This is a genomic window from Bacillus siamensis, assembly GCF_051628075.1.
Classification (GTDB): Bacteria; Bacillota; Bacilli; order Bacillales; family Bacillaceae; genus Bacillus; species Bacillus siamensis.
Genome location: NZ_CP155579.1, coordinates 953,816 through 968,853 on the forward strand (window position 1 = coordinate 953,816; position 15,038 = coordinate 968,853).

14 protein-coding genes are annotated in these 15,038 nt (G+C 47.6%); 9 read left to right on the forward strand and 5 right to left on the reverse strand.

Translation table 11 applies throughout. The annotated features are described in order from the left end of the window. The first annotated feature begins 104 nt into the window (after nt 1–104). Nucleotides 105–1,607 carry a coproporphyrinogen III oxidase gene (locus ABDB98_RS04935; protein WP_438421530.1) on the forward strand — a complete coding sequence of 501 codons (1,503 nt, stop codon included), beginning with the start codon at nt 105–107 and terminating at the stop codon, nt 1,605–1,607. A 102-nt stretch (nt 1,608–1,709) separates the two neighbouring features. After that, nucleotides 1,710–2,999 carry a lysine N(6)-hydroxylase/L-ornithine N(5)-oxygenase family protein gene (locus tag ABDB98_RS04940; RefSeq protein WP_438421531.1) on the forward strand — a complete coding sequence of 430 codons (1,290 nt, stop codon included), beginning with the start codon at nt 1,710–1,712 and terminating at the stop codon, nt 2,997–2,999. A gap of 25 nt (nt 3,000–3,024) precedes the next feature. Here ABDB98_RS04940 and ABDB98_RS04945 read toward each other — a convergent pair whose 3' ends face one another. Genes ABDB98_RS04945 through ABDB98_RS04955 form a run of 3 tightly spaced genes read right to left on the reverse strand, consistent with a single transcriptional unit; the run spans nt 3,025 to nt 5,125 of the window. Further along, nucleotides 3,025–4,239, reverse strand: coding sequence for a cation:proton antiporter (locus ABDB98_RS04945; RefSeq protein ID WP_438421532.1), 1,215 nt, complete (start codon nt 4,237–4,239; stop codon nt 3,025–3,027). A gap of 7 nt (nt 4,240–4,246) precedes the next feature. Then, the gene (locus ABDB98_RS04950; RefSeq protein ID WP_014469990.1) at nt 4,247–4,744 is read right to left on the reverse strand and encodes a cation:proton antiporter regulatory subunit; all 498 of its coding nucleotides are present in this window, start codon (nt 4,742–4,744) and stop codon (nt 4,247–4,249) included. Nucleotides 4,745–4,771: 27 nt separating this feature from the next. Further along, nucleotides 4,772–5,125, reverse strand: coding sequence for a hypothetical protein (locus tag ABDB98_RS04955; RefSeq protein ID WP_045927099.1), 354 nt, complete (start codon nt 5,123–5,125; stop codon nt 4,772–4,774). 185 nt (nt 5,126–5,310) lie between these two features. Between ABDB98_RS04955 and ABDB98_RS04960 the strand changes: the two genes are divergently transcribed. Further along, entirely contained in the window at nt 5,311–6,078 is a 768-nt protein-coding gene (locus ABDB98_RS04960) for an enoyl-CoA hydratase (RefSeq protein WP_438421533.1), read from the forward strand. Nucleotides 6,079–6,102: 24 nt separating this feature from the next. On the opposite strand, the gene ABDB98_RS04965 is transcribed toward ABDB98_RS04960, so the two are convergent. Then, nucleotides 6,103–6,288: a YhzD family protein gene (locus ABDB98_RS04965; protein WP_060963165.1), complete on the reverse strand. Its 186-nt coding sequence runs from the start codon at nt 6,286–6,288 to the stop codon at nt 6,103–6,105. Nucleotides 6,289–6,393: 105 nt separating this feature from the next. Here ABDB98_RS04965 and ABDB98_RS04970 point away from each other — a divergent pair, with 105 nt between their 5' ends. From ABDB98_RS04970 to ABDB98_RS04995, 6 genes are all read left to right on the forward strand, one after another. Beyond that, nucleotides 6,394–7,290, forward strand: coding sequence for an ABC transporter ATP-binding protein (locus ABDB98_RS04970; protein ID WP_060963164.1), 897 nt, complete (start codon nt 6,394–6,396; stop codon nt 7,288–7,290). Further along, nucleotides 7,283–8,542, forward strand: a complete 1,260-nt coding sequence (locus ABDB98_RS04975; protein WP_438421534.1) for an ABC transporter permease — start codon at nt 7,283–7,285, stop codon at nt 8,540–8,542. Before ABDB98_RS04970 ends, ABDB98_RS04975 begins: the two co-directional genes overlap by 8 nt. A gap of 110 nt (nt 8,543–8,652) precedes the next feature. Next, nucleotides 8,653–9,876: a metallophosphoesterase family protein gene (locus tag ABDB98_RS04980; protein ID WP_438421535.1), complete on the forward strand. Its 1,224-nt coding sequence runs from the start codon at nt 8,653–8,655 to the stop codon at nt 9,874–9,876. Then, complete coding sequence (locus ABDB98_RS04985; protein ID WP_438421536.1) at nt 9,873–12,758, forward strand: AAA family ATPase; 2,886 nt, start codon at nt 9,873–9,875, stop codon at nt 12,756–12,758. Before ABDB98_RS04980 ends, ABDB98_RS04985 begins: the two co-directional genes overlap by 4 nt. 73 nt (nt 12,759–12,831) lie before the next feature. Then, the gene (gene yhaM, locus ABDB98_RS04990; protein WP_060963160.1) at nt 12,832–13,776 is read left to right on the forward strand and encodes a 3'-5' exoribonuclease YhaM; all 945 of its coding nucleotides are present in this window, start codon (nt 12,832–12,834) and stop codon (nt 13,774–13,776) included. Between the two features lie 112 nt (nt 13,777–13,888). Beyond that, complete coding sequence (locus ABDB98_RS04995; RefSeq protein ID WP_438421537.1) at nt 13,889–14,116, forward strand: sporulation YhaL family protein; 228 nt, start codon at nt 13,889–13,891, stop codon at nt 14,114–14,116. A 38-nt stretch (nt 14,117–14,154) separates the two neighbouring features. Here the strand turns inward: ABDB98_RS04995 and ABDB98_RS05000 are convergent, their stop codons facing one another. Next, a complete protein-coding gene (locus ABDB98_RS05000; protein WP_060963158.1) occupies nt 14,155–15,012 on the reverse strand; it encodes a peptidylprolyl isomerase in 858 nt (285 codons plus the stop codon). Nucleotides 15,013–15,038: the final 26 nt, after the last annotated feature.

A 15,038-nucleotide genomic window follows, 5' to 3' on the forward strand; every position in this document is an offset into this window, starting at 1 on the left:
CGCAGACACGAAACACCGGTCTGCGGCTTTTTCGCGGATTGATTTTAGCCTGTTCTTTCTGTACACTAAAGAAAGTTTTGAATCTGAAAAATAAGGTGATCACATTGCAAATCAAAATAGACGGCATAACGGATGACAGGCTGCATCGTCCGCTGCAAAACATCGCGAATTTATTTTTTGAGGAGTGTGTTCTTGCATACGCCGAAACGGAGGAACCCTCTGATCTCGTCATCTCACTTGCCATTTCTCAAAATGCAGACAGCGTGTCAGTATCGGGAGAAATCAAAGGAACCGGCGAAAAGGAGCATCATACGAAACCGATTTTTGCCGGATGGAGCGACAAAGAAGTATTTAAACAGGTGAAAAACACGCTGTCATACGTCTACTTAAATCTTCTTCAATCGCATACGGGCATGACGCAAAAATGGGGAATCCTGACCGGGATCAGGCCTACTAAACTTCTTCATAAAAAGCTGCAAAGCGGCCTGACAAAAGAAGAGGCGCATGCCGATCTGAAAAAAGATTATCTGATCCATGATGAAAAAATCAATCTGATGCAGGAGATTGTCGACCGCCAGCTCGCTGCGGTTCCCGATCTGTACCGGGTCAAAGATGAAGTCAGCATTTATATCGGCATTCCGTTCTGCCCGACGAAGTGCGCCTACTGCACGTTTCCGGCTTATGCCATCCAAGGACAGGCAGGCAGAGTCGGCTCTTTTTTATGGGGGCTTCACTATGAAATGCAAAAAATCGGTGAATGGCTGAAACAGCATGATATCAAAGTGACGACCATTTATTTCGGAGGCGGTACGCCGACAAGCATTACCGCTGAAGAAATGGATCTTTTATATGAAGAAATGGTCCGTTCTTTCCCTGATGTAGAGAATATCAGGGAGATTACCGTTGAAGCGGGCCGTCCCGACACGATTACGGAGGAAAAGCTTGCCGTTTTAAATAAGTATAAGATTGACAGAATCAGCATCAACCCGCAGTCTTATGAAAACGAAACGCTTAAGGCCATCGGCAGACATCATACAGTCGAAGAAACCATTGAAAAGTACCACCTTTCCCGCAAACACGGCATGAATAACATCAATATGGATTTGATCATCGGCCTGCCGGGAGAAGGGACGGGTGAGTTCAGGCACAGTCTTGATGAAACGGAAAAGCTGATGCCTGAATCTTTGACCGTTCACACGCTTTCTTTCAAACGGGCGTCAGAAATGACGAGAAACAAGCATAAGTATAAAGTTGCCGACAGGCAGGAAGTATCCCGCATGATGGATGACGCCGTCCGCTGGACAAAAGAGCACGGCTATAAACCGTACTACCTGTACCGGCAGAAAAACATTCTCGGAAACCTTGAAAATGTCGGCTACTCCTTCCCGGGTCAGGAGAGCATCTACAACATTATGATTATGGAAGAAGTGCAGACGATTATCGGTATCGGCTGCGGCGCGGCAAGCAAATTCATTCATCCGGAAACCGGAAAAATCACGCACTTCGCCAATCCGAAAGACCCGAAATCATATAATGACCGATTCGAGCATTATACAGAAGAGAAAATCAAATACTTAGATGAGATGTTCGTCAAATCCGCTTTGTAATATGAAAAACGGCACGGAATCAGCGTGCCGTTTTTTTATGTTTATCCGTATGTGAAAACGGGAAAAAGATCATCAGACTGTAATTCGTAAGAGGTGCATAATATGTATGATGTCATAGGAGCGGGAATCGGGCCGTTTAATTTAGGGCTTGCCGCTTTGTTAGAGGATATACCCGAAACAGACGCTCTTTTTTTCGATAAAAAGACAGAATTTGCGTGGCATCCGGGCCTGTTAATTAAAGGAACGGATTTACAGGTGGCGTTTCTGGCTGATCTCGTCACACTTGCCAATCCGAAAAGCCGCTACACATTTTTGAACTTTCTCCATGAACATGACCGGCTTTACCGGTTTTATACGTTTAATGAATTTGATATTCCAAGGCGGGAGTTTAACGACTATTTGAGCTGGGCGGCTTCAGAAATCAAATCATGCCGTTTCGGCTCAGAGGTAATCGGCGTGAAAAATGCCGGCAGCCATTATGAAGTCAGCGTCAAGAACATTGAGGACGGAAGCATCAGCGTGTATCAAACGAAGCATTTCGTCATGGGAACGGGTTCTGAGCCGCTTATTCCAGCAGAGATTGATGACGGGGCGCGTCAGGACACGATGGTCAGCGCGGAATATTTGTTCCGGAAAGACGAACTCGCCGGCGCCGAATCAATTACAGTAGTCGGCTCCGGACAGAGCGCAGCGGAGATCTTTTCTGATTTATTGCATGATGAACAATACCGCCGCTGCCGGCTGCAATGGGTGACACGCTCCGCCGGATTTCGAGAATTAGAAACCGCCAAGCTCGGACAGGAAATGTTTACACCCGATTATGTGGAATATTTTAACCGCCTGCCTTTTCAGGAACGGCTGAATACACTGCCTGAGCTGGACGGACTGCGCCACGGCATTGATTCTGACACACTTGCTGACATTTACGATGCCCTGTACCACAGGTCAATCAGCGGAGGCTCGCCTGATGTCTATATTCAGCCGATGGCGGAGCTTAAAAAAATTGAAAAGAAAAACGGCCGCTGCGCACTGAGCTTTCATCAATGGCAGATGGATGAAACTTTTACGGCCGATTCAGAAAAAGTGATTTTGGCGACCGGCTTCAAGCCGCATATTCCGGATTGGTTTTCGGCCATTTCTCCCGATATTGAATGGGAGGATGAGAAACGGTTTAAAGTGACGGCCGATTCCCGCCTCGTCTTTAAGGACGATAGGCGGCATCATTTCTTCACATTGACGAATCTTGACCACGCCCACGGAACGGGCGCAACGAATTTGAAGCTGTCTGTTTACAGAAACCAAAAAATCATTAATACCATTCTGGGAAAAGAGCATTTCTCCATTAACAAAAAAACGGCTTTTCAGCAATTTCTTCCCGCGCGAAAAAACTGACCCCTTTAGTAAGGGGTCAGTTTTTTTATGATTTCTGCGGCGTCTTTTCAGGCTTTTTCCATTTGAAAACGCCGTTCAACAGGAGATATATCCGCTTCGATTCTTTCGTGAGCAAAGGGCCGAAGATGGCCAGTATCAAAACATACAAGGCGGCGAAAGGTTTTAGTGAGGCGGACAGACCGCCGGCAATACCGAGATTCGCTACGATGATGGAGAATTCGCCGCGGGAGACGATGGTCAGCCCGATGTTAGACGATGCTTTATGAGAAAGCCCCGCCCGGCGCCCGGCAATCATGCCGGCGATAAAGTTTCCGGCAATCGTCAGCAAAACGGCGCCGAGGGCAAGCCATACCGCATCTCCGAGTGAAAACGGATCAATGCTCAGTCCGAAGCTGAAGAAAAACATGGCCCCGAAAAAGTCACGGAACGGCACGACAAGATGCTCAATCCTGTCAGAATGAGCCGTCTCCGAAAAGACGAGTCCGAGTAAAAGCGCACCGATCGCTTCAGCGACATGAATCGTTTCGGAAAAGCCGGCAATGAAAAAGAGCGCTGCAAAAATGACAATGACAAACACCTCGTTTGAACGGATATCGAGCAGCTTGTTCAGAAGAGGCGGCAATTTTCGAGCGGCAATGAAAAACAGCAGCATGTATCCGAAAGCGATCACGATTGACATCAGCGCGCCTCCGACAGACGTCGCGTCTCCCAATACAAGCCCGGAAACAACGGACAAGTAAACCGCCAGAAAGATATCCTCAAACATAATGATGCCGAGAATCAGCTCTGTTTCCGGATTGGCCGTGCGCTTTAAGTCGACAAGCACTTTTGCGACAATGGCGCTTGATGATATCGTGATGACACCGGCCAATACAAGCACTTCCAAAAAGGAAAAGCCCGTGATAAAGCCGTATATCAGTCCTAAGCTGAAATTAATCAGAATATAAATCGTTCCGCCGGCGGCAATGGAACGTCCGGATTTTACTAATTTTCCGACCGAGAATTCAAGCCCGAGGTAAAAGAGGAGGAACAGGACGCCCATCCGTCCGAAAAAATCAATCACTTCCCGGCTTTCGATAAATGTCAGGTCAATGATGCCCGCTTGGGGCGCGTGCGGCCCGACAAGCATTCCTAAAATAATCAGGAAGGGAATAATCGAAAATTTAATTTTATTGGCGATGACACTTGCAATGGCCACGAGAACTAGCGCCGTACCGACTTCAAATACGAGATGATCCATAAACAGATCACACTCCGTCTCTGGAGAGAAAGTCTTGGATCAGTTTCTTCAAATGCTTTCTTTCGCCTGAGAGGACGAGTGTATCGTTTGCTTCAAGGAGCGAATCAGCGCCCGGGTTTAAAAACTTTTTCTGGTTATGCTTAATGATGGCGATGACCGTTACGTCGTAGTTTTGGCGCACATCCAGTTCGCCGAGCGTCCGGCCTGCCGCTTTTGCCCCTTTTTCAACTTTAAACCATTCGATAATCAGATCGCTGAACGCCATTTCAATCGATTCAAGCGCCTGCGGTTTGTACACCATCCCGCCGATAATCGCGGCGATTTGTCTTGCTTCCGCATCATCAAGAGAAATGCTTGCCAGAAGCTCATCAGGGTCGCGGTCATCAAATCTGTATATTTCCCGCCTGCCGTCGTCATGAATGATGATCGTCATTTTTTCATGGTTTCTCGTTTCGATTTCGAATTTTTTCCCGATGCCGGGCAGATCGTTTTCTTTAATATTCATAAAAAATCCCTCCGGAATAGACTGTTTTTACACCGTAAATACAGATTGGCAATGAGAAATGGTCTGATGCCGGAGGTAATTTGACTGGTATTGTATCGGAATGGCGCATGTCCTTTCCAGTGTGGAATCAATGAATTGATCAAGAGGTTTGACAGATAACAGGGTGACCATTCGGGATAACGCATCGTACCCTTTTGACAAGCCGTGCGGAGCGGTTTTGGCAGGGGCCGGCGTCTTTGCCGAGTCCGTTTCCTGCGGGTAAACCGAAATTTGAACGTGGCTGTCTGTTTCTGTCACCAATTGGGAAGGAAGGGCGACATCCGAAGGGGGGAACAGCACCATAAAAAAGCTCAATAAAAAGCTCAGTATCACATATTTCATGATCGGCGTTCCTCCCCCCCTTTTTGTTTTGTATGTCAATTTCACTATATAAAAATGTATGTTCATTTTCAAATGATATGCATTTTTCGGTATCTGTTGACCTTGAAAAATAAAGGAGTTTCGCTTCGCGGAAAGAATATATCATTTGAACAAAATATGTAAGCGGATACAAGGAGGGTGTAAACATGCAGTATATTCGATATGAAGAAAAGGGAAAGATGGCAGAGATTGTGCTGAACCGGCCTGGCAGTTACAATGCGCTCAATGAACAAATGCTCCGGGAATTGGAGAATGCATGCGTCATGGCAGCTGACAGCGAGGCGCTTATCGTCCTTTTGCGGGGGGAAGGCAGGGGATTTTCCGCGGGCGGTGATATTCAGATGATGACATCGAATCATGATCCAGAAGAATATGAACGGTTCATGAAAATGATCGAATCCATTACACTGACGCTCTATGATATGAAAAAAATTGTGATAGCCGCCATCCACGGAGCCGCGGCGGGGCTCGGGCTGAGTTTCGCGCTGTGTGCCGACGTGGTTCTCGCCGAAGAAAACGCCCGCCTCGCGATGAATTTCATCGGCATCGGACTGGTTCCCGACGGAGGAGGCCATTATTTATTAATGAGACGCGTCGGTGAGATTGAAGCGAAAAAACTGATTTGGAGCGGCGAAAAATTGCCGGCTGAAAAAGCGGTGGAGCTCAAGCTTGCCGACGGGCTGTTCAGCGGTGACCCTGCAGCAGGGGCAAAGCCGTATATCGACCGGTTGTTACATGCGCCGCTGGCAGCAATGATTGAAACGAAGGCTATTTATCAAAGTCTCCATATCAGCCGGTTAAAAGACGTTTTGTCTCTTGAACGAAAGGCCCAGGAAAATATGAGAAAAACGGATGATCATAAAGAGGGCATCCGCGCCTTTTTAGAAAAACGGACGCCGCAATTTAACCGGTAACATACAGAAGCCGGAAAGCTTCTGTTATCTGTGGAATAAAATCAGCTTTCCGGCTTCATTTACCAAACGATGAGTAGTGTTCTCGAACTTTTTTTCCTTTAACAAAGCCTCTCCGGCAGCCTTTGCCTCCGCCTCGTTGTCTGCTTCGATCCGTTCATCCAGCAGTGTTTCTCCCGACGCATGGAATGCAGTCAATACATATTGTCCCATCACGTCACCTCCTTTATAGAATGATATTCTCATAAAGAATTTAAAATCCTCCATTAATTTTTACCCATTATTAGTATATAATGGGTCAAGGAAGGAGTTGGATTCGTGCTTACAATTGAAAACGTAACGAAAAGATTCGGCAGCTTTACCGCTGTTGACAATTTGAACCTGCAAATACCTGAAAGGGAAATGTTCGGGCTCCTCGGCGCAAACGGCGCGGGAAAAACGACGACCTTTCGGATGATTTTGGGGCTTTTAAGCCTGACTGACGGGCAGATCAGCTGGAAAGGGAAGCCGGTCAATTATTCTATCAGCGAAAAAATCGGCTATCTCCCGGAAGAGCGGGGGCTGTATCCGAAAGTGAAGGTGAGTGACCAGCTTGTCTATCTTGCGAGATTAAAAGGAATGAGCAAAAAAGAGGCGGAAAAAGAGCTCATGACATGGCTCGAGCGATTCGGCATTACAGATTACAAGAATAAGAAAGTCGAAGAGCTGTCAAAAGGAAACCAGCAAAAAATCCAGTTCATTTCCGCCGTCCTGCATAAGCCTGAACTGCTGATTCTTGATGAGCCTTTCAGCGGTCTTGATCCGGTGAATGTCGAGCTGCTGAAAGAAGCGGTTATTTCTTTGAAAAACAGCGGCGTTTCCATCGTTTTTTCAAGCCACCGAATGGAGCATGTAGAAGAGCTTTGCGAGAATTTGTGCATTCTCCAGAAGGGAAAACCCGTCGTTCAAGGCAATCTGAAAGACATTAAGCGGTCTTTCGGCAAAAAAAATGTCACCGTTCATTCAGATGATGATCTCAGCTTTTTAAAAACGCATGAAGGTGTCGTGAAATGGAAGGAAACAAATGACGGGATCAGATTGCAGGTCGCGAATGAACCGGTTTCCCAGGATATTTTCCAGGCGCTGCAAGGGAAAGGCTTTATACGGAAGTTTGAATTAGAAGAGCCGTCACTGCATGATATTTTTATAGAAAAGGTGGGGGCCGTTTATGAATAAATTCTGGATTATGCTGTTTCATACATATAAAAACAAAATCTCGACAAAGTCATTCATTATTTCGACCGCCATTACTGTGTTATTAGTATTAGCAGTGACCAATCTGCAATCGATCATTTCCGTGTTTCAATCGGATGACGGCAAGCAGCAGATTGCGGTGATTGATGAAACGGGCGGGATGTACCCGGCGTTTGCAAAACAGCTTAAAGCGGCAGATACAGACAATGATCTGCAGGCAATGGAGACAAAGGAGTCCGAAAAAGATGCCGTAAAGCGTGTCAAAGACGGTGAATGGGACGGGCTTTTTATCATCAGACAAGATCAAAAAGGAACGATAACAGGAGCCTACAAGGCGCTGACCATTTCTGATGAATCAGCGTATAAACTGCTCAAGCAGGCTTTAACCCAGACAAAAACCGCTGTCGAAACCGCCAAGCTCGGCATTTCGGCAGAAAAAGTCAGCAGCCTCTACACTCCGCCTGAAGTCAGCAAAGATGCGCTGGAAAAAGGGGCGAAATCTGAGGAAGAGCTCGGTCAGGTGATGGGGCTTGTATACATCATGCTGTTTGTCATCTACTTCTCGGTTATTATGTACGCAAGTATGATTGCGATGGAAGTGGCGACGGAAAAATCGTCACGGGTCATGGAAATTTTAATTTCAAGCATGCCGCCGATTCAGCAGATGTTTGCCAAACTGTTCGGTATCGCGCTTGTCGGGATCACACAGTTTGCGGTGCTGCTTGCGGCGGGTTTTCTCTCACTGAAGCTGAACCCTCAAAATGATGAGGCGTCGCCGATCAGTGCATTTCTCAATTTTACGGATGTTCCCGTCTCGACGATTGTCTATGCCGTCATTTTCTATCTGCTCGGCTATTTTCTTTACGCGACGCTTGCCGCGTTTCTCGGCAGTGTTGTCAGCCGGATAGAGGACGTTCAGCAGACGATTCAGCCGATGGTATTTTTAATCGTGGCGGGTTTTATGATCGCCATGTTCGGACTTGGCAATCCTGATGCGGGTTTTATTACCGTTACATCTTACATTCCGTTTTTCACGCCGATGATTATGTTTTTACGCGTGGGGATGCTCGATATCCCGTTTTGGCAGGCGGCGGCCGGAATCGCCCTGACACTGGTCACTATCGTGATCTTTGCAGGGGTCGGCGCGAAAATTTACAAAGGCGGCGTTTTGATTTACGGAAACGCCGGCGGATTCAAAGCGATCAAACAAGCGCTGCGCATCTCCAAAAAATAAGTGAAACAGCCCGGGACAGCCGGGCTGTTTTTTTATCGTGCAGAACGTGCATTCGTATGAAAACGATGCTAGAATAAGGGTAATTCAACCTACAGAAAGGGGAGGGCGAGATGGCTGATCTGACGTTTATTCATGCCGCTGACCTGCATCTGGACAGCCCGTTTTACGGCATTTCGCATCTGCCTGAACCGGTATATGCGCGTATTAAAGAAAGCACATTTCACAGCGTCCGCCGTCTTACCGACGGGGCGCTCCGGGAGCAGGCAGATTTCATGTTGCTTTCGGGAGATCTGTTTGATGAAGCCAACAGAAGTTTAAAAGCCCAGCTGTTTTTAAGAAAGCAGTTTACCAGATTACAAGAAGCGGATATCCAAGTGTTCGTCATATTCGGCAACCATGATCATTTAGGCGGTGAGTGGACACCGATTGAATGGCCGGAAAATGTACATATATTCACTTCGGATACACCGGAGGAAAAATCCTTCTTTAAAAACGGAGAGCTCGCGGCAAGCATATACGGATGCAGCTATCAGGAAAGAAGCGTAACGGACAATCAGGCATCCCGTTACCGGAAAATGACCGGCGCGCCTTATCATATCGGCATGCTCCACGGCATGTTATCAGGAGCGGAGGGACATGACCCGTACTGTCCGTTTACGAAAGAAGACCTTGAAAAAAGCGGCATGGATTATTGGGCGCTCGGACACATTCATAAGCGGCAGGTTCTGTCCGCTCAGCATCCCGCCGCCATTTATCCCGGAAATATTCAGGCCCGCCATTTAAAAGAAACCGGGCCTAAGGGATATTATCTCGTCCGGGCGGCAGACGGTGAGATGTCTTGGGAATTCAAAGAAGCGCACGATGTCTTATGGGAGGAAATTGATCTTGATATTTCCAAAGCCGAGCATATGACCTCACTGATGAAAACGGCATCGGATATGTTCACCGGCTTGCGTGCCGCGGGCCGCCCGGCATGTGTCAGACTGGTGCTCCGCGGCGAGGCGCCCCGCTTTTGGGCGGAGGCGCCCGCAGGCATTGCGGAGGAGCTTCTTTCCGCTTTACAGGAGGAAGAGGCTGAAGAGGAATGTTTCATCTGGCCGCTTGCGATTGAGGATCGGACGGATCAAACAGACACCGTGCCGCCGGACCCGTTTTTTAAAGGGCTTCTTCAGGACATAGAACAATGCGCGGACATGAACGGGGTATTCGAAGCGCTCGAGCGTCATCCCGTATACCGGCGGCAGATGACTTTATTTACAGATGAAGAGATACTGGACATTAAACGGCAGGCTCAAGCCGTTTTAAAGCGCCAGCTGAAGGAGCTTCAGCGATGAAAATAACGACGATGCTGATTTACCAGTACGGGAAATTTTCCAATCAAAGCTTCCAGCTGTCAGACTCGCCCGTCCAAGTGATTTACGGCTTAAACGAAGCGGGCAAAACGACATTGATGTCCTTTATCAAAAGCGTACTGTTCGGTTTTCCGAAATCAAAAAAATACGAACCGAAAAACGGCGGGGTGTACGGCGGCGTTGTGGAACTGAAGCATAACGATTATGGCGCTGTTAAAATTGAACGCACAAAAGGCGCTGCCGAAAAAGTCAGAGTGTATTTGCCTTCAGGTGAAATCAAGGACGGAGAATGGCTCAAACAGCTGCTTTCCGATACGGATCGGACGCTGTACGAAGCAATCTATTCGTTTGATGTATTCGGACTGCAGGAGATTCAAGCCTTTAACCGGGACAAAATCGGCGAGTTTCTCCTGTTTTCCAGCTTATTCGGATCTGAAGCGGCGGCAAAGCTTGACGGCAGACTGGCGAAAGAGCTCGACAGAATGTATAAGCCGAACGGACGGAACCCCCGTTTAAATCAGGAATTAGATACGTTAAAGCGGCTCAGCGCCCGGCTGAAACAGGCGGAAGCTGCGGAAGCGGGCTATCACAGCCTTCTGGAAGAGAAAAAAAGCGCCGGCGGCCGTCTGCAGGATGCCGAAGCACAATTGAAAGATGTAACTGAAGAAATCAAAACAGTAAAAGCGGCGATAGAAGCAAAGCCGCTCGCAGACAAAAAAACAGCGTTGGAAGGCGAACTTTCTTCTTATCCGGAAGCATTGGAGCAATTCCCGAAGGACGGAATGCATCAGCTCGAAAAATACGAATCGCATCTCCATCCGAAAGCGGCCCGCCTTGAGGGGCTTCGGGCAAAAACGGCTGAAATCAGGCGGCAGGCTGAGCTGCTCGCGCCAAATGAGGACCTGCTGCAAAAAGAACGGCAGCTGCAGGAGCTTTCCGGCGAGCAGCATATGTACGAATCACGCGGCGAACAGCTTGCTGCCATCCAAGCACAAATCAGGCAGATATCGGCCCGTGTTTCTTCAGGGTTACAGCAGCTCGGCGGCAGACATGAGGAAGACGGCATTCTTTCGCTGAACACCGATTATGAATATGAATGGCGGCTGCAAGAAGCCGTGCAGAGCGCCGGACAGGCAAGAGAAAGAAAAAAACAGCTTGATGCGATTTTCGAACAAGCGCGTCTGGAGCTGGAAGACGCCGAACGAAAGCATGCCGTAACGGCGAAAAACATCTTGGCTCCCGCCGTCAGGCAAGAAAAAGAAGCCGCTTTACAATCATATAAGCAAATGGCTGATACTGAAGGAAACGAATGGCAGGCGCATGTTCAGCAGCTGGAAAAACAGCGCGTCAAACAAAAAAAGCTCTTTCTCGGTGCGGGCATTGTGTTCATTGCGATTTTCGCTGTGTTAAAGGAATGGCTGCCCGCCGCCCTTTTTACCGGCGCTTTGCTGCTGTATATGCTGTCTGGCATACAGAAGCCGATGCCGTCAGAAAGAAGAGGGGCCCATCACAAAAAGCAGCAGCCGCCGATCTCAAAAGAAGAGGCTGACATTCTGCAGGAAGAGCTTTGGCGTGACGGCCGGCACCGCCAGCAGCTGATTGCGGACCAAGCCGTGCTTGAACAGAAAGAAGCGGCATATGAAAGAGTCATCCGCCAATATGAAGAATGGGAGGCCGAAATGGCGCCGTCTGAAAAACAGGCGGAACATTTTATGAAGGAACTGGGGTTTTCGGGCAGCCCGTCCCATCTTCTTGACGCATATCATGTGATGAAAGATGTCAAAAAAGAAATTCTTAACAAGCATGAGCTGACCATTGAAGCGGGCCGGATCCAAAAGCTGCAAAGATCATTTGAGGAACGGGTCAAAAAGCTGAGTCCTTCAGACGGCCGGGAGCTGTCCGTAAAAGAAAGATTGCGTGCTTTGCTGGCGCAGGCGGAACGGGCCCGTGAGGACGCAAAACGAAAGCAGGCTCTCGAAACGGATCTGCTGCATGCCCAAGAGCAAATGCGCGAATTACACGAAGAAGTTCATTACTACAAACAGCAGGTGAAACAGCTTTTTATGGCGGCAGGCGCAAAAAACCGCGGACACTTCTGTGAGCTCGCCAGGCTGAATGAAAGCCGCCGGGAAACAGAGAGGCAGCTGCGCGAAATCGATACGCACTTGTCCGGCAAAAGCCAAAAACAGCTGGCGCCGTACATGAGCCATACAGTGCCCGAACTTGAACATACACTCGCTCAGAAGGAAAAAGAGAAAGAAACACTCGAGGAAAAAAGCGCGCATCTCCGTGAGCAGATTGCTTTATTAACGGTGAAGCAAGAGCAGCTGGAGTCCTCAGGGCTTGTGTCCGATTTAAAACAGCAGACGGAAATGCAGAAGGAACGCGTTAAAAAAACAGCTAAAGAGTGGGCCGCATTGCAGACGGTCAGACATGTGATCAGAGAAAAAATGGAGCGGCATAAAAAGGTGACGCTTCCCCGTCTGTTAGAAACCGCCGGCGCATTGTACGGACCGCTTACGGACGGACGCTATCATAAATTGTATTTCTCAGAGGCTGATGATTCCATTATGGTCATGCAGAAAGACGGTACGGTTTTTTCTGCAAGCGAGCTGTCACAGGCGGCATGCGAGCAGCTTTACGCGGCAATCCGTTTTGCCCTTGCGTCAGAACGGGAATCTGCGGTCTCACTGCCGTTTTTACTCGATGACAGTTTTGTTCATTTTGACAGGCAGAGGCTTGAGCGGCTGTTTGATGTGCTGAATCAGCTTACAGAAGGCGGGCGGCAGATACTTTATTTCACCTGCCACGAGCATGTGAGCCGGTCATTTCACAACGGACAAGTTATGCGGCTCCTGTCATAAAAGAGTTTATTTTCAAAAAAGAGGTATGTGCTATACTGGTATTATGTAAGATATGGAGGGAGCTTTTAATAGAATGGCAAAAGGTATTATGCTGCACGAGGTCGGCGAGCAGGTCGATCAATACTTTCTGATTAAATCTTCGACTAAAGGAATCGCAAGCAACGGAAAACCATTTCTGACATTAATGCTGCAGGACCAATCGGGTGATATCGAAGCGAAGCTGTGGGATGCCAAGCCGACTGATGAAGAAACATACGCGGCGCAGACGATCGTGAAGGTAATCGGGGATGTACATCACTATCGCGGACGAAACCAGCTTAAATTGAGAAACATCCGGCCGGCCGGCGAAAATGAAAATGTCAGCATTGATGATTTTCTTGAAACGGCGCCGATTCCGAAAGATGAAATGATGGAGACCGTCACTCAATACATTTTTGAAATGAAAAATCCTAACATCCAGCGGATCACGAGACATCTGGTCAAAAAATATGCCGCTGATTTTATGGATTACCCGGCGGCTGCTAAAAACCACCATGAGTTCGTCTCAGGGCTTGCGTATCATGTTGTGTCGATGCTGAACCTGGCAAAAGCGATTGCCGATCTGTATCCGTCTCTTGACCGGGATTTACTGTATGCGGGAGTCATCCTGCATGACCTCGGCAAAGTAAAAGAGCTTTCAGGCCCTGTTTCCACCACGTACACTGTGGAAGGGAATCTGCTGGGACACATTTCAATCATGGTGACAGAGCTTTCAAAAGCAGCCGAAGAGCTTCAGATTGATGCTGAAGAAGTGCTGATTCTGAAGCATTTGATTTTAAGCCATCACGGAAAAGCGGAATGGGGAAGCCCGAAACCGCCGATGGTGAAAGAAGCGGAAATTCTGCACTACATTGACAATCTGGATGCAAAAATGATCATGATGGACAGAGCGCTTGAACGGGTAAAGCCGGGCGAATACACCGAGCGTGTATTTGCGCTTGAAAACCGTTCTTTCTATAAACCGACTTTCCATCAATAAGAAAAAAAGGCCGATCCTTTACGATCGGTCTTTTTTACGTTCAGCTCTCATAACTTGTCTTGATCAGGCATAGCTTAAAATAAAAACTTTGGGTAAAAAGGGAGGAAACAACGTGCTATTTTTTCCTTGGTGGGTATACCTTTGCATTATCGGGATTATTTTCAGCGCTTATAAGCTTTTTACGACAGCTAAAGAAGAGGAAAAGCTTGACCAGTCGTTTATTGAAAAAGAAGGAAGAGTGTATATTGAACGGATGGAGCAGGAACGCGAGCGCCGTATGGCGGCGCCCGAAAATGAAAACGAAGATGCAGAAGAAAATTCCAATCATTCGATTGCATAAAAAAACTGTGCGGCTCACGGAGAGCCTGCACAGTTTTTTTATTTAGATTGAGAAGATGTTGATGCTGAAGTGTTAAACGTGTCTTTTAAGTCTTTGTCTTCAACTTTTACGTCAGCTTTCTTCATGACTTTTTGAATCGCTGCCTGCACGGCTGAGTTGTCGTTTAATTTCTGTTTAAGAACTTCTTCTTTCAGTTCTTTTTTCATGTCATCATATTTGCCGCGTTCTTCCGTCTTTTTGATGATATGATAACCGAATTTTGTTTTGACCGGATCGCTGACTTGTCCGACTTTCAGGCCGAATGCAGCTTTGCTGAATGTTTCATCCATTGATTTTTTATCGAACCAGCCAAGGTCGCCGCCGTTGTCTTTTGAGCTGTCGGTTGAGTATTCTTTCGCAAGCGTTTCAAACTTCTCGCCTTTTTTCAGCTTTTTCTCCACTTCATCAGCTGTCTTTTTGTCAGCGACAAGGATGTGGCTCGCGCGGATTTTCCCTTTTAAGCCGTCGTAATATTCTTTCGTATCGGAGTCAGTCACTTTGATGTTGTCTTTCGCCGCTTTTTGGGCAAGCAGTTCGTATTTCACCTGATCTTTCAGGTAATCTTCGCCGTACTGCTGTTTAAGGGCGCTGTACTGATCGCCAAGCTGCGTTTTATACTCTTTCAGCTTGTTATCAATGTCTTTGTCCGATACTTTGTATTTTTTGGCTAATACTTTTTCTTGTACGAGCTGTGTCAGCACACTTGCGCCCGCGGTTTTTTTCATGTTCGTGTAGAGCTCGCCTTTTGTTACATTGCCGGCATCCGTCTTAGCGATCACGTCGTTGTCGCCGCTGCTGCAAGCGCTGAGAGCCAGGACGCTCGTTGCCGTAATAGCTGCTATCGCGATTTTCTTCATTCCTTTTAACACTCCTAATCATCCAA

What these genes read in the sequence shown, in the direction of transcription:
- yhaM (WP_060963160.1), top strand. Translation starts at nt 12,832, where the DNA reads ATGGCAAAAGGTATTATGCTGCACGAGGTCGGCGAGCAGGTCGATCAA.
- ABDB98_RS05000 (WP_060963158.1), bottom strand. Translation starts at nt 15,012, where the DNA reads ATGAAGAAAATCGCGATAGCAGCTATTACGGCAACGAGCGTCCTGGCT.
- ABDB98_RS04950 (WP_014469990.1), bottom strand. Translation starts at nt 4,744, where the DNA reads ATGAATATTAAAGAAAACGATCTGCCCGGCATCGGGAAAAAATTCGAA.
- ABDB98_RS04940 (WP_438421531.1), top strand. Translation starts at nt 1,710, where the DNA reads ATGTATGATGTCATAGGAGCGGGAATCGGGCCGTTTAATTTAGGGCTT.
- ABDB98_RS04945 (WP_438421532.1), bottom strand. Translation starts at nt 4,239, where the DNA reads ATGGATCATCTCGTATTTGAAGTCGGTACGGCGCTAGTTCTCGTGGCC.
- ABDB98_RS04975 (WP_438421534.1), top strand. Translation starts at nt 7,283, where the DNA reads ATGAATAAATTCTGGATTATGCTGTTTCATACATATAAAAACAAAATC.
- ABDB98_RS04980 (WP_438421535.1), top strand. Translation starts at nt 8,653, where the DNA reads ATGGCTGATCTGACGTTTATTCATGCCGCTGACCTGCATCTGGACAGC.
- ABDB98_RS04960 (WP_438421533.1), top strand. Translation starts at nt 5,311, where the DNA reads ATGCAGTATATTCGATATGAAGAAAAGGGAAAGATGGCAGAGATTGTG.
- ABDB98_RS04985 (WP_438421536.1), top strand. Translation starts at nt 9,873, where the DNA reads ATGAAAATAACGACGATGCTGATTTACCAGTACGGGAAATTTTCCAAT.
- ABDB98_RS04965 (WP_060963165.1), bottom strand. Translation starts at nt 6,288, where the DNA reads ATGGGACAATATGTATTGACTGCATTCCATGCGTCGGGAGAAACACTG.
- ABDB98_RS04955 (WP_045927099.1), bottom strand. Translation starts at nt 5,125, where the DNA reads ATGAAATATGTGATACTGAGCTTTTTATTGAGCTTTTTTATGGTGCTG.